A 21,558-nucleotide genomic window follows, 5' to 3' on the forward strand; every position below is an offset into this window, starting at 1 on the left:
CTCCCGAAGGTAGGGATGCGACCCGAATAAGCACGTTGCCGGGCGAAGGCGCTGCCGCCGCTCAGACGTCGCTGTACCGCCCGAGCCGCGTACCGTCCAACAGGTAGGCTTCCGCGTCCGGGGATGCCGCGGGGAGGAACGGCGCGAGGAATCCCTGTCCCTCGACGTTCACCCACGTCCCGCCGGAGAGGTCGTTGGACGCCGGGAACACCGCGAGGTCGCCCTGTACGTCCAGTTCCTCGCCGTGGTACTCCTCGAACGGCGCGGCGTCCAGCGGGCCGCGAAGCCACGCGCGCTCGACGCGCGTTCCTCCGACCTCGTCTTCGAGCCGAACAGTGGGATGTTCGTGGCCGACGCAGACCGTCTGGGCTTCCAGCACGTCGGGCGCGGGCCACGTGTGGCCGTGTGCGAGCCCCACGTCGCCGAAGCGCGCGCCCTCCGGGGGCGTCGCGTCCACGTCGAATTCGTCGGCGAGGCCGCCGTCGTGGTTCCCGACAACGAGCGTCACGGGCACGTCGAGCGCGTCGAACAGCGCCGCGAGTTCCTCGCGCTCGGCGCCCTCCGGCGTCCCGATTGCGTGCCCGAGGTCACCGAGGAAGACCACGCGGTCCGCTCGCGTCCGCTCCAGCAGGTCGAGGACGCGTTCGCGGCGCGCCTCGGCGCGGCTCTGGACTTCCAGCCCCTCCCGCCGCAGCGACACCTCGATGCCCGCGTGGTAGTCCGCTACGACGAGCGCGCGCTCGGCGGCGCCGCCACCGCTAACGTCTGCGACGGCGGCAGGCTCACCGAGAACCGGCTCGACCAGCGGCATCTAGATGGCTTTCAGGTGGTCGTCGCCGGACTCGTAGCAGCGCCCGCTCATCAGCGCCTCCTGGATGGCGTCCTCGATTTCGCCCTTGTCGGCGTCCCGCTCGTCGGCCGCCGTCGCGACGACGTTCTCGCGGACCGCGCCGTCGCCGTCGTCGAGTTCGTCCATCAGCTCCACGACGTAGTCTTCGAGGTCGAGGTCCATCTCCGCGGCCTCGGAGTCCTCGCTGTCCGAGTCAGATTCGTCGTACTCGTCCTCGGTGAAGTCGTCGAGGTCGTCGCTGTCCTCGACTTGACTCTCGTCGAACGCCTCGTCGTCGGCGTCGAAGTCACCGAGGTCGTCGTCAGTCGACGCCTCGCCCTCGGCCGGTTCCTCGTCGGGGTCGGGAACGTCGATGTCGGACTCGCCGGCGTCCGGGACTTCCGACCCGGTGGAGAAGCCGACGTCGTAGTTCTCCTTGACTTCCTCGCGCTCCTCCTCGGAGAGCTCGTACATCTCGCCGTCCCCGGCCGCCTCGCCGTCCTCGGGCGCGGCCTCCGCGGCCACGTCGTCGGGTTCGGGCGTCTCCGCGGCCGGGCCGGGTTCGCTCTCGGGTTTGGGTTCTTCCTCGTCCGGTTCGGCGGCCGACTCGCCGGTTTCGTCGCCGTCGAAGCCCTCGGCCTCGGGCTCGTCCAGCGCCTCGTCGTCGGCCGCGGTGCCGTCGGGCTGCTCGGCGCCGAACCCTTCGGCTTCCGGCTCCGTGACCGGCTCGGCCTCGGTCTCCGACTCGGCTTCACCGCTCGGCTCGGTTTCCTCGTCCTCGCTGGGTTCGCTGTCCACGTCGAGGTCTGCGGCGAACCCGAGGTCAGCGTCGCCCTCGTCGCTCGGGGAGACGGAGAGTTCACCGACTTCGTCGCGCTCGCCGGCGACGACACGCGCCGCGTCGAGCGCGAGCGTGCGGACCGCGTCGAGGTACGCCGGCGTCGTGCCGTAGTGGTCCAGCGCCAGCGGGATGCCGGCCGCGAGCCCGGGCTGGACGCCCGCGCCCTCCAGCAGTTCGCGGAGGTTGTCGCCGCGCTCGACGCCCTCGTGGGCGGCCGCCATCGTCGCCACGCGATCAACGGTCTGCTCGGCCGTCGACACCACCCAACGGTCGCGGGTCTCGGCGTCGACTTCGCTGACCTCCTCGGGGCGAATCGAGGTGTAAATGACGTCCGCGTCGTCGGGCTGGAACGTACGGGCTTTCCCCGTCACCGCGACGAACGACGGCGTGTCCGCGGATTCGAGGGCGGCCAGCGCCTCGGGTTGGTACTGGCCGGCGTAGACGACGAACGCGCCCGTCGGGTCGACGACCCGCGCGCGCACCACGTCGTCGCTGACCTGCTCGACTTCGGTGAGTACGCCCACGACGAACACGCGGTTGACGCGCGCGCCGGTCGGCGTCACCACGTAATTCGGCGCGCGCTCCTCGTCGCTCTCGGCGTAGCTGTAGTCGGCGTCCTCGAACTCCGCGGCGAACAGCCGGTAGGCGACCTCGCGGCGGTTGACCTCCTCGTCCTCGGAGGAACTCACGCGAACCACCCCGTGGTGGTGAGTGTGAGGTCGTCGCGCGCAGTCTCACCCGTGGTGAGGAAGCGTGAGACGGAACTCATGCGTCCACCTCCGCGAGGAAGGCCTGCGCACGCTCCGCGGGGTCGTCGGCGGACTCGCGGAACTCGATGGTTTCGAGGTTCGCGCCGTAGTCGTCCACGGAGAGGTGGCCGCGGACCGTGTACTCGGAGCCGACGAGCTTCTCGGCGATGGTGTCCGCGACGACGGTTTGGTCCATCGCGTCGCGGGCCTGCTGGCGTGCGTCCTCGATGTCGCCGTCGTACACCTCCTCGGTGAGTTCGCGGTCGAGAATCACCGTCACGGTGTCCGTGCCGTCGTCGAGAATCGCCTTCACGCGCAGGTCGTCCTCGCCCTCCACGTCACCGTGCTGGCGGCACTGGCCCTTCTGGACCACGCGCCCGCAGTCGGGACAGCGCTGGATGAGTCCGGAGCCGTCCCGGACTTCGATGACGTTCCCGACGAGTTCGACGTCGTACGCGCCGCCGCGGTCGACGGCCTCCCGAATCGCCATCCGGGTCGGGCCGCCGACTTCGACGGGTTCGTCGAGCGCCGTGACCGTCGAGAACTCCGAGACGTTCACGGACGGGACGCCGCGGAACTCGCGGACGTAGACGTCCTCGAGGCGGACGGACGCACCCTCCTCGATTTCGTCGTGGGGGTTCCAGTCGGTGAACGGGAGGCGCGCGCTCTCGTCGCCGAGCACGCCGCTCAGAATCTCCGTTTCGCCGTCCCGGCCGTCGATGGTTCGGGTCTCGACTTCGGTCACGCGGACTTCGACGTTCCGGCCGCGGTCGCCCGGCGCGAGGTCGGCGAGGTCGCGGTCGCCGCCCACGTCGTAGGGCACGTCGATGTCCTCGGCCTTGCTCACGGTCGAAGACTCCCCGAAGTTGAGCTCGGGTTCACCCTCGTACTCGCGGACGCTGGCGTTCCCGATGGTGACAGTGTCGCCGGGTTCGAGACCGAAGTCCTCCCACGCAGTGTACGAGATTTTCCCGGTCTCGTCGGCGAGTTCACCCTCCCCGATGACGTGGTCGTCGCCCTGGTAGCGAATCGAGCGCTTGCCGGCCGTCAGGACTTTCGCGGTGACGGTGACGCTGCCCGAGTCGGGACCGACATCCACGATGTCCTCCGCGGTTGGGCCGCTGGAGCCGCCGCCCGAGTCGTCGCCGAACTTCCGACGGAGGCTGCGCTTGGCCTCCTCGACGGGAACGCTGTACTCCACGAGGTTCTGCAGGTTCTCTTTGACCTCCGCTTTGTCTACACCGAGGTCGGAGGCGAGCTCCTCGGCGTGGTCGTCGATGTTCATGCGTGTACAGTTCGGGCAGCCTGTCGTAAAAGCGTTCCCGCGAGCGGGCGCGCGTGAAGCGGAGACACGAAACCGCTTTCCCGCGGCCGCCGCCTACCCCGGGTATGCACGTCGTCGTCAACGCCGCGATGAGCGCGGACGGCAAGCTCTCGACGCGCCGCCGCGAGCAGGTCGCCATCAGCGGCGAACGGGACTTCCGGCGCGTGGACGAACTGCGCGCGAGCGTCGACGCCGTGATGGTCGGCGTCGGCACCGTGCTCGCGGACAACCCCTCGCTGACCGTCGACGACTCGGACCTCGTCGCGGAGCGCGACGCCCGCGGCGACACCCCCCAGCCGGCCCGCGTCGTCGCCGATTCGCACGCCCGCACGCCGCCGGACGCTCGCGTGCTCGACGGCGCCGCGGAGACGTTCGTCCTCGTCGCCGAGGAGGAACCGCTCGAACACCGCAAGACGCTCGAAGACGCCGGCGCCACCGTCGTCGTCGCGGGCGAGAACCGCGTCGCGCTCCCCGCGGCGCTGGACGAACTGGCGGCGCACGGCGTCGAGGACCTGATGGTCGAGGGCGGCGGCGAACTCATCTTCTCGCTGTTCGCGGAAGGTCTCGTGGACGAACTCTCGGTGTTCGTCGCACCCAAGATTATCGGCGGCCGCGACGCCCCCACGCTGGCGGACGGCGACGGCTTCGTCGACGACTTCCCGGAACTCGAACTGGCGGGCGTCGAACGCATCGACGACGGCGTCCTCCTCGAATACGACTGCTAGGTCTGGCCGGCGCAATCAGTCCACTCGACGAACGCACTTTTCTTCCGTCGCTCGAACTACCCGGTATGCCAGATTCCGACGCGGCCGGAGTACTCGCACGCGTGCGGCGGGCGAAGCAAAACGGCGGGGAGCCGTCGATAACCGGAACGAAGCTACTGCTGTTCGCCATTCAGGTCACGCTCGTCGGCGGCCTCCTCGACGGACTGGAGCCGCTCGCGTACGCCGGCGTGGTGCTCGGTTTCCTCGGTCTGCTCGTCGCCGGATAACCCCCGCGAGACGTGCGCGTCTACGACTTCTCGATGCTCTCCTGAATAGTGCCGTCCTGGCGGTGGACGACGATGCGGTCGCCCGATTTCGCTTCGTCCTGTGCTCGCTCCCGCGCGGGCCGCTTCTTCCTGTGGTTCGAGACGACTGACCCGCCCTTCTTCTTGACTTGCCACTGGTTCGCGGCGGGGGACACGTGATACTCTGTCATGCTACGAACACTGACGCCCGATACCTTAAAATTACGTCACTAATGCGGTTCGGAACCGAAACAGGAGTTCGCTCGCCCGGCGCTTCGACGCCGAGCGAACCCGCCAGCCCGACGAAAACGAGTTAGTGCTGGTGGCCGGTCGCTTCCGCGTACGTCTGCCCGAAGCGCTCCTCGAACTGGTCGAGAACGGCCTCCTCGACGTTCTGTAGCTCCTCGGTCGGTTCGCCCTCTCCGTGGTGGACGAGAGCGTGGGCGCGCTGCGCGAACGCCATCAGCGCGATGTCGCCGACGACCTGCGCTTCGCTCTCGTCGTCCTCCTCGCTGAAGATTTCCACGAGGCGCGCGGGCATCGTCACTTCGTTCGTGTCGCCGTCCGGGTCCTCGATGGTGAACGTGGCTTCGTCCATGCCCGCACAGACGGGACCGCGCCTAAAATGGGTGTGGATACGGGCTCAGGCCGCTTCGTCCGTCCACGACGGCTCCTCGACGCTCGTCTCGTTGACGCCGCTCGTCGAGAACTCCAGCGACGCCGTCCGCTCGCCGTCGCCTTGGTCGACAGTCAGCGTCAGCGACAGCGTGCGGACGTAGCCGTCCTCGTCGACGACGAGCGTCGCCGACGACTCGACGACGTTCGACGCGTTGAAGCTCGTCTCCTCGGAGGACGCGATGTCGTCGGCCTCGAAGCGGTACGCGCCGTCCTCGGTCCCCGCGTACTCGAAGTTCAGGGCGTCGAAGACGCCGCCGGTCGTCCGCAGTTGGGACGTCTGAGTGACGAGCCGCTGGAACTGCTCGTCGGTCACGTTCTGACTGCTGTACTGGTAGTCGCCGTCCGTCCCGGACTGCGAGTACGCGACGCCGTCGGCGACGTACGTGTGCTGGACGCGCTCGGACTGGTCCCGCGCAGTCGAGGTCTCCAGCAGCACCGTCGACGCCTCGCGGTCGACGGCGAGTCGGGTGTTAGACTCGACGCCGTCCTCCGTGGCGCTGCCCTGCGTATACTCGTAAGAGGTGGCGTTCGAGAGCGCGTTCGCGTGCTGTTCCTGCAGTCGTTCGTAGTCGACCGTCTCGTTGTCGTTGGCCCACGACTGTTCGGCGACCGGCGGCAGGTCAGACGACGCTCCATCAGTCGACCCGTCGCCGCCGGATAGCCCGCCGCTACAACCAGCGAGCAACACGAGCACCACGACAGCGAGAGCCGCTACTCGATTCGACATGACAACTGCACTCGCCCAGCCGCGGAAAAACGTTCTGACTGCTCAGTCGTCGGCGGGCGCGGCCTCGGTTCCCTCGGCGGCGCTCGCACTCGCTTCGCTCTCGAGATAGTCGTCGGCGTCCAGCGCGGCCTTCGAGCCCATGCCGGCCGCGGTGACCGCCTGCTGGTAGTGGTAGTCGACGACGTCGCCGGCGCCGAAGATGCCCTCGACGTCGGTGAGCGTCTGTCCGCCGCCCTTGCCGCCGTGCGTGACGATGTAGCCCTCGTCGTCGAGTTCGACGTCCGTGTCTTCGAGGTAGCTCGTGTTCGGCGTGTGGCCGATGGCGACGAAGAACGCGCCGACGTCGAGCGAGAACTGCTCGGTCTCGTCGTCTTCGAGTTTCGCGGTCGGGTGTCCCTCGGGGTGGCGGACGAGCGTCACGTCCTCGACGCCGGAGTCGGGCGTGCCGTTGACCTCGACGGCTTCCGTGTTCCACAGCACTTCCATGTCGCCGTTGTCGACGTGCTCCTCGATGCGCTCCTCCCAGTAGTCCTCCGCGCGCAGTTTCTCGCGGCGGTGGACGAGGTAGACGGTGTCCGCGAACTTCGTGAGGAACGACGCCTCCTCGGCGGCCGCGTCGCCGCCGCCGACGACGACCATGTCCTCGCCCTTGAAGAACGCGCCGTCGCAGGTCGCACACGTCGAGACGCCGTAGCCCATGAGTTCGTCCTCGCCGGGGATGCCGAGGGTGCGCGCGCTCGCGCCGGACGCCGCGATGACGGCGTCGGCCGTGTAGACATCGCCGTTCGAGAGCTCCACGCGGAACGGCCGCACGGTGTCGTCGACGTTCTCGACGACGCCGTGTTCGAGCTCCGAGCCGAAGCGCTTGGCCTGCTCTTTCATGTTGTTGATGAGGTCCGGCCCCGAGATGCCCTCCGGGAAGCCCGGGTAGTTCTCGACGTCGGTCGTGAGCGTGAGTTGGCCGCCGGGCTCGTCGCCCTCGAACAGCAGCGGGTCGTTGTTCGAGCGCGCCGCGTAGATGGCCGCCGTCAGCGCCGCGATGCCCGTCCCGGTGACGACGAGCTTGCGGTGTTCGACGACGTCGTCGGCGCTATTGTCCGCAATCCCGAGCTTCTCGTCCAGTTCGCCGGACTGGTCGAGTTCGTGCGTGTCGTCCCAGCCGCCGATGAGTTCGTCGTCGATGAACACCTCGGGAGCCGTCTCGCGGCCGTTCGCGCGCTCTTTCATCTCCGCGAACAGCTCCTCGTCGCCCGTAACGTTGTACGTCACGTAGTCGACGCCCTTCGCGTCGAAGAGGTCCTTGGCCTTCTCGCAGTACGAGCAGTCTGTCTTCGTGTAGATTTCCACTCGGGGCTCGTCGGTCATACGTCCTAGTCGGTGGCCGCGGTGTTTGTACGTTGTGTTGGCCGGGAAGTGTGCCGGCACATCGGAGCCCCTCGTTCACGACGGCAGAATGCTTTTGCCCGAGCTTGTGTAACACGTACGTATGTCTGGTGCAGATACGAACGACGCGGGCGAACCGGAGAAGACGAACATCAACGTCCGGCTGACGGAGTCGCTGCTCGCGGACGTCGACGCCACGTGGCAGGACGAAGGCTACAACAGCCGGAGCGAGTTCATCCGCGAGGCGCTCCGGGACGCGGTCCGGCATCCTGGCCTGACTCGCGAGAGCTGGAAGGAGATTGCTGCCGTCGAGCACGCACGACGCACCGGTGACAGCGAGACGTTCTCCCGCGAGGACATTCTCGGCGATGACGAGTGACGGCGAGTGGACGTGGCAGTTCCGCGCGCCAGCGAAACGAACGTACGACGACCTCGACGCGCTGACTGGCGTCCCGCACTCGAAGCTCCGAATCGGTGCGTTCCGCCTCGGCGCCGTGTGTGACCACGAAGCGAAACTACTCGACGTGTACACCATCGAGCAACGCGGTAGCGCGTACAAACCCGGTGACGACTGACCCGCACTGCTGATTTCACGTCCGACTACCCAAGCGCTTACGCCCCGCGTCCCCCCACACTCGGGTATGCCCGCCGACCTCCACGAGAAGATGGACCGCTACGAGGGCTTGCTCGCGGACGCGCTCGCGGAAGCCGAAGCCGTCCCGCCCGCGGACACGCCGCTGGGCGAAGCCGCCGCCGAGTACGAGGAGATGGCTCAATCGTACCTCGACGACGGCCGCCACTTCCGCGAGAACGACGACCCCGTGAACGCGCTCGCTGCGTTCTCTTACGGGCACGCGTGGCTCGACGCGGGCGCCCGTATCGGCCTCTTCGACGTGCCCGAGACCGGCCACCTGTTCACCGTGTAGGCGCTCGCGCGACCGGAGCCGGCACGCCGTTCTGTGTCGGGTAGTTTTACGGTACTGCGCCGTTTCGAAGTAGTCGATGGAAGCCGCGCTCTGGTACGTGTTGACGGGGACGCGCGGCGGCCCGAACCGCGTGCGCCTGTTGCGGGCGCTCGCGGACCGGCCGAGAAACGCGAACCAGCTCGCGGAGGACTTGGACCTCGACTACAAGACGGTCCGGCACCACCTCGACGTGCTCGTCGAGAACGACATCCTGCAGTCCAGTGGCGACGACTACGGCGCGGTGTACCTGCCGACGGACGCGGCCCGCGACAACTGGGACACCATCGAGGAAATCATCGAGGAGGTCGAATGATGCACGATTCTAGGGGAATACCGGCCGAATTTGGGAAAGCGTATAACTACCGCTCCTGCCAACGGTGGTGTAGATGACAGTCTGGGCGGACGTGACGCGAGCGGCGATGGCGGTGAACGTCGTCGCGCTGCTCGCGCTCTGCAGCGTGTGGGTTCGCAACTACCGGCAGATTCAGTCGAAACACACGCTCGGCCTGCTCGTGTTCGGCCTGCTGTTGCTCGGGGAGAACGCGCTCGGCCTCTACTACTTCGTGATGCACGACGCGCTCACGGCGTGGTTCAGCGGGCTACCGTCCATTTCCGCGACGGCGATGATGGCGCTGCGGCTCCTCGAAACCGCCGCCATCGCGTTCCTGCTGTGGGTGACGTGGGACTGACCCGGCACTGACTCGCTGCTCCGACTCGCGTCGCTGATTCGTCGGCACCGACCAGCACCGCTGCTACTCCGTCCTCCGACACCGCGCCCCTGCGACGGCCCGTTTCGACACCGAAATTCGAGACTTAGCAGCTGATTGATATTGCTCCTAGAGCGCCCTAGGGACGCAATTTGGCGGGTTTCCGGGGTAAATTGGGTCCGAATTCGGGAGATCTTCTTTCAAGTACCGGGTGTCGACTGGGGTATGCGGGAACGCATCAAAGCACTCGTGCTCACAGCCGTCGTGGTTGGCTCGCTGTTCGCTGTCGCACCCGCGGCAGCGGCGGCCGACCAGCAGGCGACTGCGAGCGTCACGTTCGACGCACAGACTTCCGGTGGCCAGACGGTCACTGTCGACAGCGCCACGCTCCCGAACGGCGGGTTCGTGACGATTCACGACAGCAGCGTGCAGGACGGCGAGACGCTCGCCAGCGTCGTCGGGTCGTCCGCGTACCTCGAACCCGGGACCCACGACAACGTCACCGTTCGCCTCGACGAGCCACTCAGTGAAGACGACACGCTCGTCGCGATGCCCCACAAGGACACTGACGGCGACCGAATCTACGAGTTCGTGTCCGCGAACGCGGGCGCCGACGGCCCCTACGTCGCTGACGGCGGCGCCGTCGTCGACGCCGCGAACGTCACCGCGTCCGCGACTGTCTCGATGACCGACCAGCCGACCGACGGCGACTCCGTGGTCGTGGACCGCGTCGAACTCGCGCAGGCCGGGTTCGTCGCCGTCCACGATAGCAGCCTCCTCGACGGCGACGCGACCGGCAGCGTCGTCGGGCACTCCCAGTATCTCTCCGCGGGCGTCCACGAGAACGTCCGCGTCGAACTGAACGAGTCCGTCGGCGACGAGACGGTGATTCCGATGCCGCACGTCGACTCTGACGGCGACCAGACCTACGACTTCGTGACCTCCGAGGGGGCCGATGACGGCCCCGTCGTGGACATGAACGGCGAAGCGGTCGTCGACACCGCGATGGTCACGCAGTCCGACACCGCCTCGATTAGCGCGATGAACCAGACCACTGGCGGCCACTCCGCGGTCGTCGACTCCGTGTTCCTGCCCGAGGGCGGCTTCGTCACCGTGCACGACGGCAGCGTGACGGAGGGCGCCGTCTTCGAGAGTATCCGCGGCACGTCGATGTACCTCGAACCCGGCCTCCACCGCAACGTCCGCGTCGCGCTGGACGACCCCTACACCGAGGACGGCACGCTCGTCCCGATGGCGCACATGGACACTGACAGCGACGAAGCGTACACCTTCGAGCAGTCCGAGGGCAGCGCAGACGGTCCCTACACGGCCGACGGGAGCGCCGTGGTGGACACCGCCGCAGCGACCGTCTCCGCCTCGGTCAGCGTCGACCACCAGCAGTCCGACGGCCACACCGTCGTCGTTGACTCCGTGGACCTCAGCGAGGGCGGGTTCGTGACGATTCACGACGCCTCCCTGTTCGCCGGCGAGACGCTCGGTAGCGTCGTCGGCACGTCGATGTACCTCGAAGCCGGCCACCACGAGGATGTCGAAGTCACGCTCCACGACCCCGTCAACGAGTCCCAGACTATCGTCGCGATGCCGCACGTCGACACCGACGGCGACCAGTCCTACGACTTCGTGACCTCCGAAGGCAGCGACGACGGGCCGTTCACCGCGAACGGCGGCGCAGTCGTCGACACCGCACACGCGTCCGTGAACGCCGTCACGGTCGTCAGCGACCAAGACAGCGACGGGTCGACGGTCGTCGTCGACTCGGTGACGCTCGCGAACGGCGGGTTCGTGACGATTCACGACGGCACGCTCGCCGAGGGCGCGGTCTTCGACAGCGTCGTCGGGACCTCGATGTATCTCTCGCCCGGCACGCACGAGGACGTCGAAGTCAGCCTCGACAGCGAGCTCGCCGGCGAGACGACCGTGTTCGCGATGGCGCACGTCGACTCCGACGGCGACGAGACGTACACGTTCGTCGAGTCCGAGGGCAGCGCCGACGGTCCCTACGTCGCCTCCGGCGCACCCGTGATGAGTTCTGCGACGGTGGACGCCCCCGCGATGACGACGACCACCGAGACGATGGAGACGACTGAGACGATGCAGCCCACCGAGGCTGATGGCACGTCCGCCGACGAATCCGGCGGGAGCGTCCCCGGCTTCGGTATCGGCATCGCGGTCGTCGCCGTCCTCGGCGCCGCGCTGCTGGCGGTCCGCCAGCAGTAACGCGCTCGTCCCCGCTGCTACGGTCCAGCGCGCTCCGGAGCGGCCACCAGCCATTTTTCAGGTGCCTGTCTACGTCCACACGTTCATGAAGCACGACGAGTTCGTCGGTGCGGTCCAGAACCGTGCCGAACTGGCCTCCCGTGGCGAAGCAATCCGAGTCACCCGAGCCGTCCTCACCACGCTCGGCGAGCGCCTGCAGCCCGGCGAAGCGTCCGACCTCGCAGGCCCGCTCCCGATGGAGATAGACATCTTCCTCCACGACGCCGACTCCGGCCAGATATTCGACTACGACGACTTCGTCCAGCGGGTCGCCGAGCGCGCGAACGCCGACTATGCCGACGCCGCCTTCTACGCCCAAGTCGTGATGGACGTCGTCGACGAGGCGGTGCCCGAGAGCGAACTCCAGGACGTCACCGCCCAGCTCCCAGAGGACTACGACGACCTCTTCGAGCTCGTCGGCACCGACGAGTACTACTGAACGACGCGGGGCCTCAACCTTTTTCCCGGCAGCCGTTCGACTGGGGAGCATGGCGCACGAGGCGTACGTGCAGTTGGTCTGTCCTGAATGTCAGAAACAGTGGGAGAGTACGCCGAGCGACCTACCCACGCACGACAAGAACTTCAGTTGTCCGAACTGTCACGCCACGCGGCGGACAGCGGAGTTCATGCGAACCGACCGCGACCTGGAGAACTTGAAACGGTTGCAGTAACTCAGACGACCGACCGGGCGCCACAGGCCTCGCAGTGGAGGCGTTCGGTGTCGTCGTCGACTTCCAGATTCGTGTCCGGCAGCCCGCACTCGGGACACGTGACGTACGTGTCGACGTACTCGTCGAGGACGGCCTCGACGCGGCGCTGGCGGAACCCACCGGTGAATCGGGCGCGCCCGTTCTCGTCGATTTGGGCGCTCGTCCCGAGTTCGTTCTGGATGAACTTCAGCACGTGATTCTGCTCGCGGCCGAGGCGGTCGAGCGTGTCCTGGAAGTTCTCGTACACCGTGACGTTGCCCTCCTCGCGGACGTTCGGCTCCGGGACCTCGAACCGGCTCTCGCTGCCCGCGACGTCGGGCTTCTCCTGCATCGCGCGGTCGAGTTGCTCCTCGTAGTCCATACCCGGACGAAGTAGCGGCCCGCACAAAAGCCTTTCAAAAACCCGGGTCGCCCCGAAATCGCCCGCGTTCGAGAGAGCCGTGGTAACACCTCTCAGGATAATACTATAACCCCGTGACCGTTAGAATTGGCTGCCATGAAGAAGCAGGAGCTCATCCACCTCCACGGCCTCCTCGCAGAGGTCGGGAACTACTACGAGGAGTGCGAAGCAGACAAAATTTCTCTCGACGAGTACGAAGATCTCGGCGTACGACCGACATCCATTCACAAATCGAAGACGGACCACAAAGCGGCTGTTTTCGCGCTTGCGGGCGGCATCACTTCGGCGATGGACGAACCCGAAGAGCAGGAAGCCGTCCCCGCCCAAGCTGACTGACGCGGCGACACAAGACGTCTCCTGACGTACTCACGCTCTCCAGCGCTACGCTTCCCCTTCGCTGTCTCCGTCTCCATCTTCGCTGTCTCCGTCTCCATCTCCGCTTTCTTCGACTTCCTCCTCGATGGACAGCACGGTCAGCGGGATGTTCTCCAGTCGCTGCCCGATCTCCTTGCGCGCGATACGCGAGGCGTGTTCCTCGCGCTCGACGTTGAACACGCTCATCTCCAGTTCGAGCGCGACGAGGGCCTCGTCCGCCGCGACGAACGCGGGTTCGAGGTCGTCGCCGCAGCTGGGGCACGCGCGCTCGCCCATGCTGATTTCGACGTAGTTGAGGTCCGGGTTCAGCAGCTCGCCGGTCTTCGAGATGGCGATGCGGACCGCCTCGTCGGGGGTATCGACGTCGTAGACGGGGACAGCGGCTTCGACGACCACCCTACAGTCCATGACTACGTGAGACGTTCACACGCAACGTAGAAGAAGTTTGGCCCGGAACCGAACCCGTCTTGCCCGAGCGCGGCCAACGCCACACGAAATGGAGCGCGGCGCCATCCCGACAACCGAGATTGCGGGCGCGGTCGACGTGCAAGCTACCATCGAGAGCGGCCAGACGTACCTCTGGTGGCGGCCCGACGGCGCGACCTACGAGACAGACGGCGCGTCCGGTGGAAACGCGTGGTACCGCACCGTCGTCGACGGCGACGTCGTGGAAGTCCGTCAGACTGCGGACGCGATCGAGTGGCAGTCCACGACGGACGCGGCCCCGATCGTCCGCGAGTTGCTCGGCCTGAACGACGACCTCCACGAGATTCGCGCCGCCGCCACCGGCGACGACCTCACTGAGGCCGCGTGGGACGCCTACGACGGCCTCCGCATCGTCCGCGACCCCTTCTTCGGCTGCCTGATCTCGTTTATCTGCTCGGCGCAGATGCGCGTCGAACGCATCTTCGCGATGCAGGAATCCCTGCGCGAGACGTACGGAGACCCCGTCGAGTACGACGGCGAGACCGTCCACGCCTTCCCCGAACCCGAGGCGCTGGCGGCCGCAACCGAGGACGACCTCCGCGAACTGAAACTCGGCTACCGCGCGCCGTACGTCCAGCGCACGGCCGAGATGGTTGCCTCCGAGGAACTCACAGAGCGCGACATCGACGGTCGCGCGTACGAACTCGCCCGCGAGGAACTCACGCAGTTCGTCGGCGTCGGCGACAAGGTCGCGGACTGCGTGTTGTTGTTCTCGCTGGGGTACCTCGAAGCGGTCCCGCTGGACACGTGGATTCGCTCGGCCATCGAGGACCACTACCCGGACTGCGACCGCGGCAACTACGCCGACACCTCCCGCGCGATTCGCGCGCAACTCGGCCCCTACGCCGGCTACACGCAGACGTACCTCTTCCACTTCCTCCGAAGCGGTGGAAATTCGGCGGACAGAGAGACGTAATTAGGTGTTGTAGATTGAACTCCTGGCCGCCGTCTACCACACCGCAAAAATAGGTTCGCCGCTGTTGCGGGCTATCGGTCGTGTCCGCGTAGCCTGCGGTAAACGATTCGAAGGCTCTTCACAGGTCCATATTCGGGCGAGTTCGACATGGTTTCGCCCCAATCAGACCCCTCACGCGACTTTTGGTCACTCGGGGGCATGACTTACGCTATTCTCGGGGCTGCATCCCATTAAGATTTTGGTAATCGGTCATGTTCACTTTCAGTAGGAATTATCGCGGCCTCAGAAGCCATTATCCCGAATATTCATGATTTTATTGAAGAAGAAGTCCGAGGAGTACACTAATACACCAAGGACTAGGATGGCCACAATCTCCGCGACGAGGAGGATGTACGACATCCCGTGTCCCCGGTAGCCAGTCGCTCCGACGGATAGTCCACCGATAAGCAGCGTGAATCCAGCAATCGAGAAGATGAGCGCCCACGTAATCGCGTAGGAATTGAACCGGTGGACATCGTGGTTCTTCTCCACCCACGTCGGATACTCCTCCCCCAACTTCTCAAAGTACCGCTCTGCAGAGATGTTTCCCTCCGCGAGGTCGCGCATCGGTTTCGCTCCGAGCCCCATCTCGAAACTGGACGACGTGTACGCCATCGAGGCAACGATAGTTGAGACGATGAGCGAGGCGACACCCAACACGACGTGCGTGTTGAGAAAGTTCGATGCTAAGACTTTGTCACTGCGAATCGACAGCGAAATTCCACTGGTGAGAATCCCTAAGACGAGAATGTTCAGTCGGGTGATGCCGATTGCTTTGTCGTCTTCTTGGTGTATCTTCTCGGTTTGATGCTCGATGGTTTTCTGACCCTCTGACCAAGCGTGGCGCTTCGCGTCGGTTAGTCCCCTGCCGGCATCCCCCTCGTCGTCATCATCACTCCCAGACATCGCGTTACGGCCATAATATCAATTACTATATATTATTGTTGGTCGCTGCGGAAAATTGTGAATAGGAGTGCCTCGAACGGCACCGCCGAGCGACTCCACGCGTTCGATAGCGGCCGATTCGTTCGCATCGGTCAGCGGCGCTGAACAGGCCCGCTAGTTTGATTGCAATCAGCCGGACTGGGTTGGGCAGTGTTCAGATAAGCAGACGAGACGAGCGGAGACGACGTTGTGTTTTGAAAGCCCTCGACGGTCTCGGCCAGCGGGAGACTCGCTATGCTCGTCTCCCGAGGTCTCGTTCGTTTCACTCACGAGACTCCCGCGACTCGCTGCGCGCGTTCGCTCCCGTTGGTCGCTGACGTGCTTGCTTCGTCGGGGTTCGCCGAGACCGCCTCGCCCTTTCGATCCACCAGGAGATCGGCTGAGTCACCGGCTAAAGCCGAGTTCAGTCTAATCCTTATTTGAACACCACCCTCGGTTGAGTGCTGTTCTACCACCTCCGCTCGGGCGGTGACGAATCGGCGCGTGGCTTTTTGACCGTCGCCGCCGCACGCCATCGCATGAGCGAGCGCACTCGCGCACACGTGCTGGTCTCCGGGAAGGTACAGGGCGTCTACTACCGCGCGACCACCCGAGAGCAAGCCACCGAGCGCGGCGTCGATGGTTGGGTGCGGAACCTCCAAGATGGCCGCGTCGAAGCCGTCTTCGAAGGACCCGAGGACGACGTCGAGGCGATAGTGGAGTGGTGCCACGAGGGCAGTCCCGCGGCGCGCGTCGACGATGTCGAGGTTGAGTACGACGACCCCGAGGGCCACGACAGCTTCGAGATTCGGCGCTGACGCGGAGTTTTTACGGCGCTCCCCACTGAACGTCCGGACATGATTACCAGCGAGCGGATGGCCGCCGTCGACCGGAACGCGGCGGCGGTCGGCGTGCCGCGCGAGCAACTGATGGAGTCCAGCGGGAACGCCGTCGCGCGCGCCGTCCGCGAGACGGCCGACGCGGGCGCGAGCATCGCCGTCGTCGCGGGCCGCGGGAACAACGGCGGGGACGCCTTCGTCGCGGCGCGCTTCCTCGGCGAGTACGACGTCACGGTCCACCTGCTCGGGCGCCCCGAGACCATCACGACGGACATCAGCCGAGCGAACTGGGGCGCGCTCCAGCAGGCCGAAATTCCCACGGAAGTCGTGAAAGACGCCAGCGCCCTCGACATCGGCGACCCGGATGTCGTGGTCGACGCGGTGCTCGGAACGGGCGTCTCGGGCGCGCCACGCGAACCGGAGGCGTCGGCTATCGAAGCCATCAACGACGCGGACGCGCCCGCCGTCGCCGTGGACGTGCCCTCCGGGATGGACGCGGACACCGGCGAGACCCCAGGCGTCGCCGTCGACGCCGACCGCGTGGTGACGTTCCACGACGTGAAGCCCGCACTCGTGGACCGGGAGGACGTTACGGTTGCAGACATCGGTATTCCAGAAGCGGCGGAACTGTTCGTCGGCCCGGGCGACCTCCAGCAACTCGAACGCGACCCGCACGCCCACAAGGGCGAGTTCGGGCGCGTGCTCGTCGTCGGTGGCGGCCCGTACACGGGCGCGCCCGCGTTGAGCGCGCAGGCTGCGCTGCGAGCGGGCGCGGACCTCGCGTACCTCGCGGTCCCCGACAGCATCGCCGACACCGTGCAGGGGTACAGCGAGAACCTCATCGTCGACGCGTACGTCGGGACGCGCCTGCTCCCCGAGCACGTCGACGAGATTCTCGACCGCGCCGCCGACGTCGACGTGGTCCTTCTCGGGCCGGGTCTCGGCGACGCCGACGACACCCTCGCTGCAGTCCGGCGTTTCCTCGCGGCCTACGACGGGAAGGCGGTCGTCGACGCCGACGCGCTGCAGGTGGTTCCGGACGTGGAGACGGACGCGGACCTCGTCTGTACGCCCCACCAAGGGGAACTGAAGAAGATGGGGGGAGCAAGTGCCGAGGGCTGGCGCGAGCGCGCGAACGCCCTCGAATCGTTCGCCGCCGACCTCGGGCAGACGGTGCTCGTGAAGGGCGCCTACGACGTGGTCTCGGACGGCGAGACGACTCGAGTCAACCGCACTGGGAACCCCGGGATGACCGTCGGCGGCACCGGCGACGTGCTCGCGGGCGCGACGGCCGCGATGTTCTCGACCCTGGACGGCGTCCCCGCGGCGAGCGTCGGCGCGTACGCGAACGGGGCCGCCGGCGACCACGTCGTCGACGACCACGGCTACGGCCTGCTCGCCACCGACCTGCTGGATGCGCTCCCGGCGGCGCTGTGGGGTGACGACGATGAGTGACCGCGAGGTCGACGGAACGGAGACCTCGGAACGAGGGAGCGGCGAAGCCGCGACCCGCGAGGCCGACGAGACGGAGACCTCGGAACGAGGAGCGGAGAGCGCAGACGAGTTGACGCACACGACCGAAGACGGCGACGTGCAGATGGTGGACGTCGGCGACAAGCCCGACACGGCGCGGCGTGCGGTCGCGCGCGGCGAGATTCACCTCTCGGCGTCGACCGTCGACGCGATTCGCGGCGACCAAATCGGGAAGGGCGACGTACTCGCCACGGCGCGCGTCGGCGCGGTGCAGGCGGTCAAGCACACGTGGGAGACGATTCCGATGTGCCACCAGATTCCGATTACGAACGTCGAGACGGACTTCGACGTGCGCGACGACCGCGTCGTCCTCGAAGTCGCCGTCGAGACCACCGGGAAGACGGGCTGCGAGATGGAGGCGCTAGAGGGCGTGACGACTGGCTTGAACGTCGTCTGGGACATGGTGAAGGCCGCCGAGAAGGACGACGAGGGCCAGTACCCGGGCACCGCTATCGAGGGCGTGGAAGTGGTCCGAAAGGAGAAACGAGAACTCTAGGCTTCCACGACGAGGTCGCTTGCCTTCGCGCGCGACTTCTCGACGACAGTCGGCAGCGCCTCGAAGTCCACGACGACCTGTTCGTCGTCGTAGTCGACGTCGCGGACGTACGCGTGGTCGTGGACCCACGACACCACGCTCATCGTCTCGTCGGTCATCGGGAGGACGAGCGTCTCGCGCTCTCTCGGCGGGAGTTCCGCGTCGATGCGGTCGCGGAGCGCGTCGAGGTTGATGCCGTCCTTGCCGCTGACCGCGATGGGGTTCGGCGCGAGCGCCGACAGCGCCTCCTGTTTCTCGGCGAGCTCGTCGTCGCCGACCTTGTCCACCTTGTTGAACACGGTGACGATGGGCGCCTCGTTGCGCTCGTAGAGCGTGTCGTGGCTCGTCACGAGTTTCTCGCGAATCTCGTCGATGGACTCGCTGGCGTCCACCACCAACAGGACGAGGTCCGCTTGATAGACGGACTCGAGCGTGGACTTGAACGACTCCACGAGCCAGTGCGGGAGGTCGCTGATGAACCCGACCGTGTCCGTCAGCAGGACGTCCCGGCGGTCCATCTCCAGTCGGCGCGTCGTCGTTCCGAGCGTCGTGAACAGTTTGTTCTGGGACTCCGCGGTGGTGTCGAGATCGGGGTGGAGGTCCTCGTTCTCGTCGACGTCCAGGTCGTCGGCGAGGCGGCGCAGCAGCGTCGACTTCCCGGCGTTCGTGTAGCCCGCAAGCGCCACCAACTCGAACCCGGACTCGCGTCTCGTCTCGCGGCGCTGTTGTTCGGTCTTCTCGATGCTCTCCAGTTCGTCCCGGATGCGGCTGATCTGGGCTTTGATGTCCTGCTCGCGGCTCTCGTCGTACTCGCCCAGCCCCATGAATCCGGGGCGCTCGTCGCGCTTCGCGAGGCTGGTCTTCGCCTCCGCGCGCGGCAGCTCGTAGCGGAGCTCCGCGAGCTCGACCTGCAGTTGGGCCTTCCGCGTCTGGGCGCGCTGCCCGAAGATGTCGAGGATGAGGCGGAAGCGGTCGACGACCTCCGTGTTCTCGGGGAGGCGCTTGCCGAGGTTGTACGTCTGGTAGGGGCCGAGTCGGTTGTCGAAGACCACGCGCTCGGCGCCCGTCTCCGCGACGACGGCCGCGAGCTCCTCGACTTTCCCCTCGCCGAGTTGGAGCGCGGGGTCGGCCGTGCGCGTCTGCGTCACTTCGCCGCCGACCTCGTAGCCCGCCGCGCGGACGAGTTCCCTAATTTCGGCGGTGTCGGCGCCCCCTTCGTCGACGCGCTTGGCGACGACCGCCGTCTTCGTCGTTGTTCCGGTCACTTGTCACGTGGTAGGCGCCGCTGGTACTTAAGCCCCGGGCGCGGCCGGTGTCGTCACCGCGTCTGACAAAAGAGACTTACCGGTCGCTCGCCGATGAGCGACCATGCCGGACATCAATTTCACGACCCTCGGCCTGGAGTTCGGGGGTGGCGCTGGCATCGGCGCCGTCATCGGGTTCGCGGCGAAGAAGGTCGCGAAGCTCATCGCGGTCATCGTCGGCCTCGAGCTCGCGCTGTTCAAGTTCCTCGAATCCCGGGGCATCCTCACCGTCGACTGGGACCGCCTCACCGGCGGGATGCTCGACCTCACGCAGGCCGCCAACGGCGCCGCCCCGCCGTCGTGGGTGAACACCATCCTCTCGACGCTGTCGGTCAGCGCCGGCTTCACCGGCGGCTTCCTCGTCGGCTTCAAGAAAGGGTAACGCCGAAACCGCCGCGTCGACCGCTCAGCGCGTGTCGAGTTCGCCTTTCTCCTTGATTATCGTCGTCTCACCCTCGCCCTCCGAGACCTCGTTGACGAGGTCGAAGAAGTCGTTTTGCATCCCCGCGGGGAACGTCAGCACGCCCACCCACGAGCCGTCGGCCTGCCACTCCTCGCGGTCGAGTTGCCCGAACTCTCGAATCTTGGCCTGCCCGCTGCCGGCGTAGTCCGGCGGCAGGTTCACCGCGACGGTCACTTCCTCGAAGCGAATCGGAATCACGGGCCGGAGCGCGTCCAGCGCGTCGTCGACTTGGCTCTCGGCGGTCTCCATCGGGTCGACCGTGAACCCGGCTTCTTCGAGCGCGCTCTCGATGCGCTCTGGGGGGTGCGGGGCGTTGTCCATCTGCGGGTTCACCGCGTTTCGCGTGATGGTGTTGATGAGTTTCCGGCGCTTCTGCTCCTGCATCTCCGCGCGCTGCTCGGCGGTAATCTGAATCTCCCCGCGCTCGATGACCTCGGGGATGATGTCCATGGGTTCGGTCGTCCCGAACACTTCCTCTAAGTCCTCTTCGGCGGGTCGGTCGCCGCGGGAGGCGTTCTCGAAGACGTCGCGGGCCGCGATGACGTCTTCGAGGTCGCCCTCGAACTCGCCGCGTTTCATCGCGAGCGCGGCGTCCGGGTCGACAAGCACTTCGAAGCGCTCGCCGTGCGTTTCGAGGCGCGCGGTCACCGCCTCGTCGAGTGATATCATGCGTGTGACTTCGACGGGTGTACTTAAAAGAGCTTTTCCCGCCGAACCGGGTGGTCGCGACTACTCCTCGCCGGTGTCGTCGCCCGCGTCGTCGCCTGCGTCCTCGGCACCGTCGCCCGGTTCGCCCGCGTCGCCGTCCTCGTCTTCTCCGCCGAGTAAGTCGTGTTCGTCGAGGTACTCGCCGATTTCGTCGTCGGTCAGCTCGATGAACGCGCCCGTCTCGGCGTCGATGGTGGCGACGCCGACGCCCTCCGGCTGGAGGGACTCCCGAATCTCGCCGAGCGCGCGGAGCGCGAGTTCGACGCCCTCGTCGAGGGGGAGCGACTCGTCGTAGTGGTCTTCGAGGAAGCCCTGCACGGTCGAGCGGTCCTCGCCGATGGCGATGGCCTTCCACTCGTACGGCGTCCCGGAGGGGTCCGTCTCGAAGAGGCGGGGTTCGCCGTCCGTGACGCCGCCGATGAGCAGCGCGACGCCGAACGGGCGCGCGCCGCCGACCTGCGTGTACTGCTGGATGTGGTCGGTGATGTCCTTCGTCAGCGTCTCCACGCCGATGGGCTGGTCGTAGCGCACGCGCTCGACCTGGGCGTCGCGACGCGCGAAGTCGATGAGCTGGCGGGCGTCGGCGACGTGGCCAGCGCTCGCGATGCCGACGTGGTTGTCCGCCTTGTGAATCTTCTCGACGGACGCCTCCTCCATCAGCGGCGAACTGATGCGCTTGTCGACGAGGAGGACGACGCCGCCGTCCGTGCGCACGCCGATGCTGGGCGTCCCTCGCTTGACGGCCTCCCGGGCGTACTCCACCTGGTAGAGGCGGCCGTCCGGCGAGAAAATCGTGATACCGCGGTCGTAGGCCTGCTGTTGGTTCTGTCCTTGCAT

General features: G+C 66.6%; 29 protein-coding genes. 16 read left to right on the plus strand and 13 right to left on the minus strand.

What is annotated here, in order from left to right:
* Positions 1–61: 61 nt before the first annotated feature.
* The 3 genes from AVZ66_RS07605 to AVZ66_RS07615 form a co-directional block, all read right to left on the minus strand.
* Positions 62–811 carry a metallophosphoesterase gene (locus AVZ66_RS07605; RefSeq protein WP_058983345.1) on the minus strand — a complete coding sequence of 250 codons (750 nt, stop codon included), beginning with the start codon at positions 809–811 and terminating at the stop codon, positions 62–64.
* Positions 812–2,359 (minus strand): hypothetical protein, encoded by a 1,548-nt coding sequence (locus tag AVZ66_RS07610; RefSeq protein ID WP_157575631.1) that lies wholly within the window; start codon positions 2,357–2,359, stop codon positions 812–814. It lies immediately after the preceding gene.
* Positions 2,360–2,435: 76 nt separating this feature from the next.
* Complete coding sequence (locus AVZ66_RS07615; protein WP_058983350.1) at positions 2,436–3,704, minus strand: Single-stranded DNA binding protein; 1,269 nt, start codon at positions 3,702–3,704, stop codon at positions 2,436–2,438.
* Positions 3,705–3,808: 104 nt separating this feature from the next.
* Here AVZ66_RS07615 and AVZ66_RS07620 point away from each other — a divergent pair, with 104 nt between their 5' ends.
* Both AVZ66_RS07620 and AVZ66_RS07625 read left to right on the plus strand, forming a co-directional pair.
* The gene (locus AVZ66_RS07620) at positions 3,809–4,468 is read left to right on the plus strand and encodes a 2,5-diamino-6-(ribosylamino)-4(3H)-pyrimidinone 5'-phosphate reductase (RefSeq protein ID WP_058983352.1); all 660 of its coding nucleotides are present in this window, start codon (positions 3,809–3,811) and stop codon (positions 4,466–4,468) included.
* 65 nt (positions 4,469–4,533) lie between these two features.
* Complete coding sequence (locus AVZ66_RS07625) at positions 4,534–4,734, plus strand: hypothetical protein (protein ID WP_058983355.1); 201 nt, start codon at positions 4,534–4,536, stop codon at positions 4,732–4,734.
* A 20-nt stretch (positions 4,735–4,754) separates the two neighbouring features.
* Here the strand turns inward: AVZ66_RS07625 and AVZ66_RS07630 are convergent, their stop codons facing one another.
* From AVZ66_RS07630 to AVZ66_RS07645, 4 genes are all read right to left on the minus strand, one after another.
* Entirely contained in the window at positions 4,755–4,943 is a 189-nt protein-coding gene (locus AVZ66_RS07630; RefSeq protein WP_058983357.1) for a DUF2188 domain-containing protein, read from the minus strand.
* A gap of 122 nt (positions 4,944–5,065) precedes the next feature.
* Entirely contained in the window at positions 5,066–5,350 is a 285-nt protein-coding gene (locus AVZ66_RS07635; RefSeq protein ID WP_058983358.1) for a hypothetical protein, read from the minus strand.
* Positions 5,351–5,395: 45 nt separating this feature from the next.
* Positions 5,396–6,157 (minus strand): hypothetical protein, encoded by a 762-nt coding sequence (locus tag AVZ66_RS07640; protein ID WP_058983360.1) that lies wholly within the window; start codon positions 6,155–6,157, stop codon positions 5,396–5,398.
* 42 nt (positions 6,158–6,199) lie between these two features.
* On the minus strand, positions 6,200–7,522 hold the full coding sequence (locus AVZ66_RS07645) for an FAD-dependent oxidoreductase (protein ID WP_058983362.1): 1,323 nt from the start codon (positions 7,520–7,522) through the stop codon (positions 6,200–6,202).
* 121 nt (positions 7,523–7,643) lie between these two features.
* On the opposite strand from AVZ66_RS07645, the gene AVZ66_RS07650 reads away from it, so the two are divergent.
* The 8 genes from AVZ66_RS07650 (at position 7,644) to AVZ66_RS07685 (ending at position 12,160) form a co-directional block, all read left to right on the plus strand.
* Positions 7,644–7,919 carry a ribbon-helix-helix domain-containing protein gene (locus AVZ66_RS07650; protein WP_058983363.1) on the plus strand — a complete coding sequence of 92 codons (276 nt, stop codon included), beginning with the start codon at positions 7,644–7,646 and terminating at the stop codon, positions 7,917–7,919.
* The gene (locus tag AVZ66_RS07655; RefSeq protein ID WP_082678809.1) at positions 7,909–8,115 is read left to right on the plus strand and encodes a type II toxin-antitoxin system RelE/ParE family toxin; all 207 of its coding nucleotides are present in this window, start codon (positions 7,909–7,911) and stop codon (positions 8,113–8,115) included. The genes AVZ66_RS07650 and AVZ66_RS07655 overlap by 11 nt, the downstream gene beginning before the upstream one ends.
* A 66-nt stretch (positions 8,116–8,181) precedes the next feature.
* Positions 8,182–8,466, plus strand: a complete 285-nt coding sequence (locus AVZ66_RS07660; RefSeq protein WP_058983366.1) for a DUF357 domain-containing protein — start codon at positions 8,182–8,184, stop codon at positions 8,464–8,466.
* 76 nt (positions 8,467–8,542) lie between these two features.
* A complete protein-coding gene (locus AVZ66_RS07665) occupies positions 8,543–8,818 on the plus strand; it encodes a winged helix-turn-helix domain-containing protein (RefSeq protein ID WP_058983368.1) in 276 nt (91 codons plus the stop codon).
* Between the two features lie 73 nt (positions 8,819–8,891).
* The gene (locus tag AVZ66_RS07670; RefSeq protein ID WP_058983370.1) at positions 8,892–9,194 is read left to right on the plus strand and encodes a hypothetical protein; all 303 of its coding nucleotides are present in this window, start codon (positions 8,892–8,894) and stop codon (positions 9,192–9,194) included.
* A gap of 243 nt (positions 9,195–9,437) precedes the next feature.
* Complete coding sequence (locus tag AVZ66_RS07675; RefSeq protein WP_058983372.1) at positions 9,438–11,450, plus strand: PGF-CTERM sorting domain-containing protein; 2,013 nt, start codon at positions 9,438–9,440, stop codon at positions 11,448–11,450.
* A gap of 85 nt (positions 11,451–11,535) precedes the next feature.
* A complete protein-coding gene (locus AVZ66_RS07680) occupies positions 11,536–11,928 on the plus strand; it encodes a DUF2267 domain-containing protein (RefSeq protein WP_058984680.1) in 393 nt (130 codons plus the stop codon).
* Positions 11,929–11,977: 49 nt separating this feature from the next.
* A complete protein-coding gene (locus AVZ66_RS07685; RefSeq protein WP_058983374.1) occupies positions 11,978–12,160 on the plus strand; it encodes a hypothetical protein in 183 nt (60 codons plus the stop codon).
* 1 nt (position 12,161) lies between these two features.
* Here AVZ66_RS07685 and AVZ66_RS07690 read toward each other — a convergent pair whose 3' ends face one another.
* Entirely contained in the window at positions 12,162–12,560 is a 399-nt protein-coding gene (locus AVZ66_RS07690; RefSeq protein ID WP_058983376.1) for a translation initiation factor IF-2 subunit beta, read from the minus strand.
* Positions 12,561–12,695: 135 nt separating this feature from the next.
* On the opposite strand from AVZ66_RS07690, the gene AVZ66_RS07695 reads away from it, so the two are divergent.
* Positions 12,696–12,935, plus strand: a complete 240-nt coding sequence (locus AVZ66_RS07695) for a UPF0058 family protein (RefSeq protein WP_058983379.1) — start codon at positions 12,696–12,698, stop codon at positions 12,933–12,935.
* A 45-nt stretch (positions 12,936–12,980) separates the two neighbouring features.
* On the opposite strand, the gene AVZ66_RS07700 is transcribed toward AVZ66_RS07695, so the two are convergent.
* Positions 12,981–13,382, minus strand: coding sequence for a DUF555 domain-containing protein (locus AVZ66_RS07700; protein WP_058983381.1), 402 nt, complete (start codon positions 13,380–13,382; stop codon positions 12,981–12,983).
* An 88-nt stretch (positions 13,383–13,470) separates the two neighbouring features.
* Between AVZ66_RS07700 and AVZ66_RS07705 the strand changes: the two genes are divergently transcribed.
* The gene (locus AVZ66_RS07705) at positions 13,471–14,376 is read left to right on the plus strand and encodes a DNA-3-methyladenine glycosylase (RefSeq protein WP_058983384.1); all 906 of its coding nucleotides are present in this window, start codon (positions 13,471–13,473) and stop codon (positions 14,374–14,376) included.
* Positions 14,377–14,658: 282 nt separating this feature from the next.
* Here AVZ66_RS07705 and AVZ66_RS07710 read toward each other — a convergent pair whose 3' ends face one another.
* On the minus strand, positions 14,659–15,321 hold the full coding sequence (locus AVZ66_RS07710; protein ID WP_058983386.1) for a hypothetical protein: 663 nt from the start codon (positions 15,319–15,321) through the stop codon (positions 14,659–14,661).
* Positions 15,322–15,878: 557 nt separating this feature from the next.
* Between AVZ66_RS07710 and AVZ66_RS07715 the strand changes: the two genes are divergently transcribed.
* From AVZ66_RS07715 to moaC, 3 genes are read left to right on the plus strand one after another with little or no spacing between them, the layout of a single operon-like run.
* Positions 15,879–16,157, plus strand: a complete 279-nt coding sequence (locus AVZ66_RS07715) for an acylphosphatase (RefSeq protein ID WP_058983388.1) — start codon at positions 15,879–15,881, stop codon at positions 16,155–16,157.
* A gap of 39 nt (positions 16,158–16,196) precedes the next feature.
* Positions 16,197–17,633 (plus strand): bifunctional ADP-dependent NAD(P)H-hydrate dehydratase/NAD(P)H-hydrate epimerase, encoded by a 1,437-nt coding sequence (locus AVZ66_RS07720; RefSeq protein ID WP_058983390.1) that lies wholly within the window; start codon positions 16,197–16,199, stop codon positions 17,631–17,633.
* Positions 17,626–18,207: a cyclic pyranopterin monophosphate synthase MoaC gene (gene moaC / locus AVZ66_RS07725; protein WP_058983392.1), complete on the plus strand. Its 582-nt coding sequence runs from the start codon at positions 17,626–17,628 to the stop codon at positions 18,205–18,207. The genes AVZ66_RS07720 and moaC overlap by 8 nt, the downstream gene beginning before the upstream one ends.
* Here the strand turns inward: moaC and hflX are convergent.
* Positions 18,204–19,511, minus strand: a complete 1,308-nt coding sequence (hflX, locus tag AVZ66_RS07730) for a GTPase HflX (protein ID WP_058983394.1) — start codon at positions 19,509–19,511, stop codon at positions 18,204–18,206. The genes moaC and hflX overlap by 4 nt on opposite strands.
* Before the next feature lie 103 nt (positions 19,512–19,614).
* Between hflX and AVZ66_RS07735 the strand changes: the two genes are divergently transcribed.
* Positions 19,615–19,932 carry an FUN14 domain-containing protein gene (locus tag AVZ66_RS07735; protein ID WP_058983396.1) on the plus strand — a complete coding sequence of 106 codons (318 nt, stop codon included), beginning with the start codon at positions 19,615–19,617 and terminating at the stop codon, positions 19,930–19,932.
* 24 nt (positions 19,933–19,956) lie between these two features.
* Here AVZ66_RS07735 and AVZ66_RS07740 read toward each other — a convergent pair whose 3' ends face one another.
* Entirely contained in the window at positions 19,957–20,682 is a 726-nt protein-coding gene (locus AVZ66_RS07740) for a ribosome assembly factor SBDS (RefSeq protein WP_058983398.1), read from the minus strand.
* A 60-nt stretch (positions 20,683–20,742) separates the two neighbouring features.
* Positions 20,743–21,558, minus strand: coding sequence for an archaeal proteasome endopeptidase complex subunit alpha (gene psmA, locus AVZ66_RS07745; RefSeq protein ID WP_058983400.1), 816 nt, complete (start codon positions 21,556–21,558; stop codon positions 20,743–20,745).

The organism is Halobacterium sp. CBA1132 (assembly GCF_001485535.1).
In the GTDB taxonomy this organism is placed as follows: Archaea; Halobacteriota; Halobacteria; order Halobacteriales; family Halobacteriaceae; genus Halobacterium.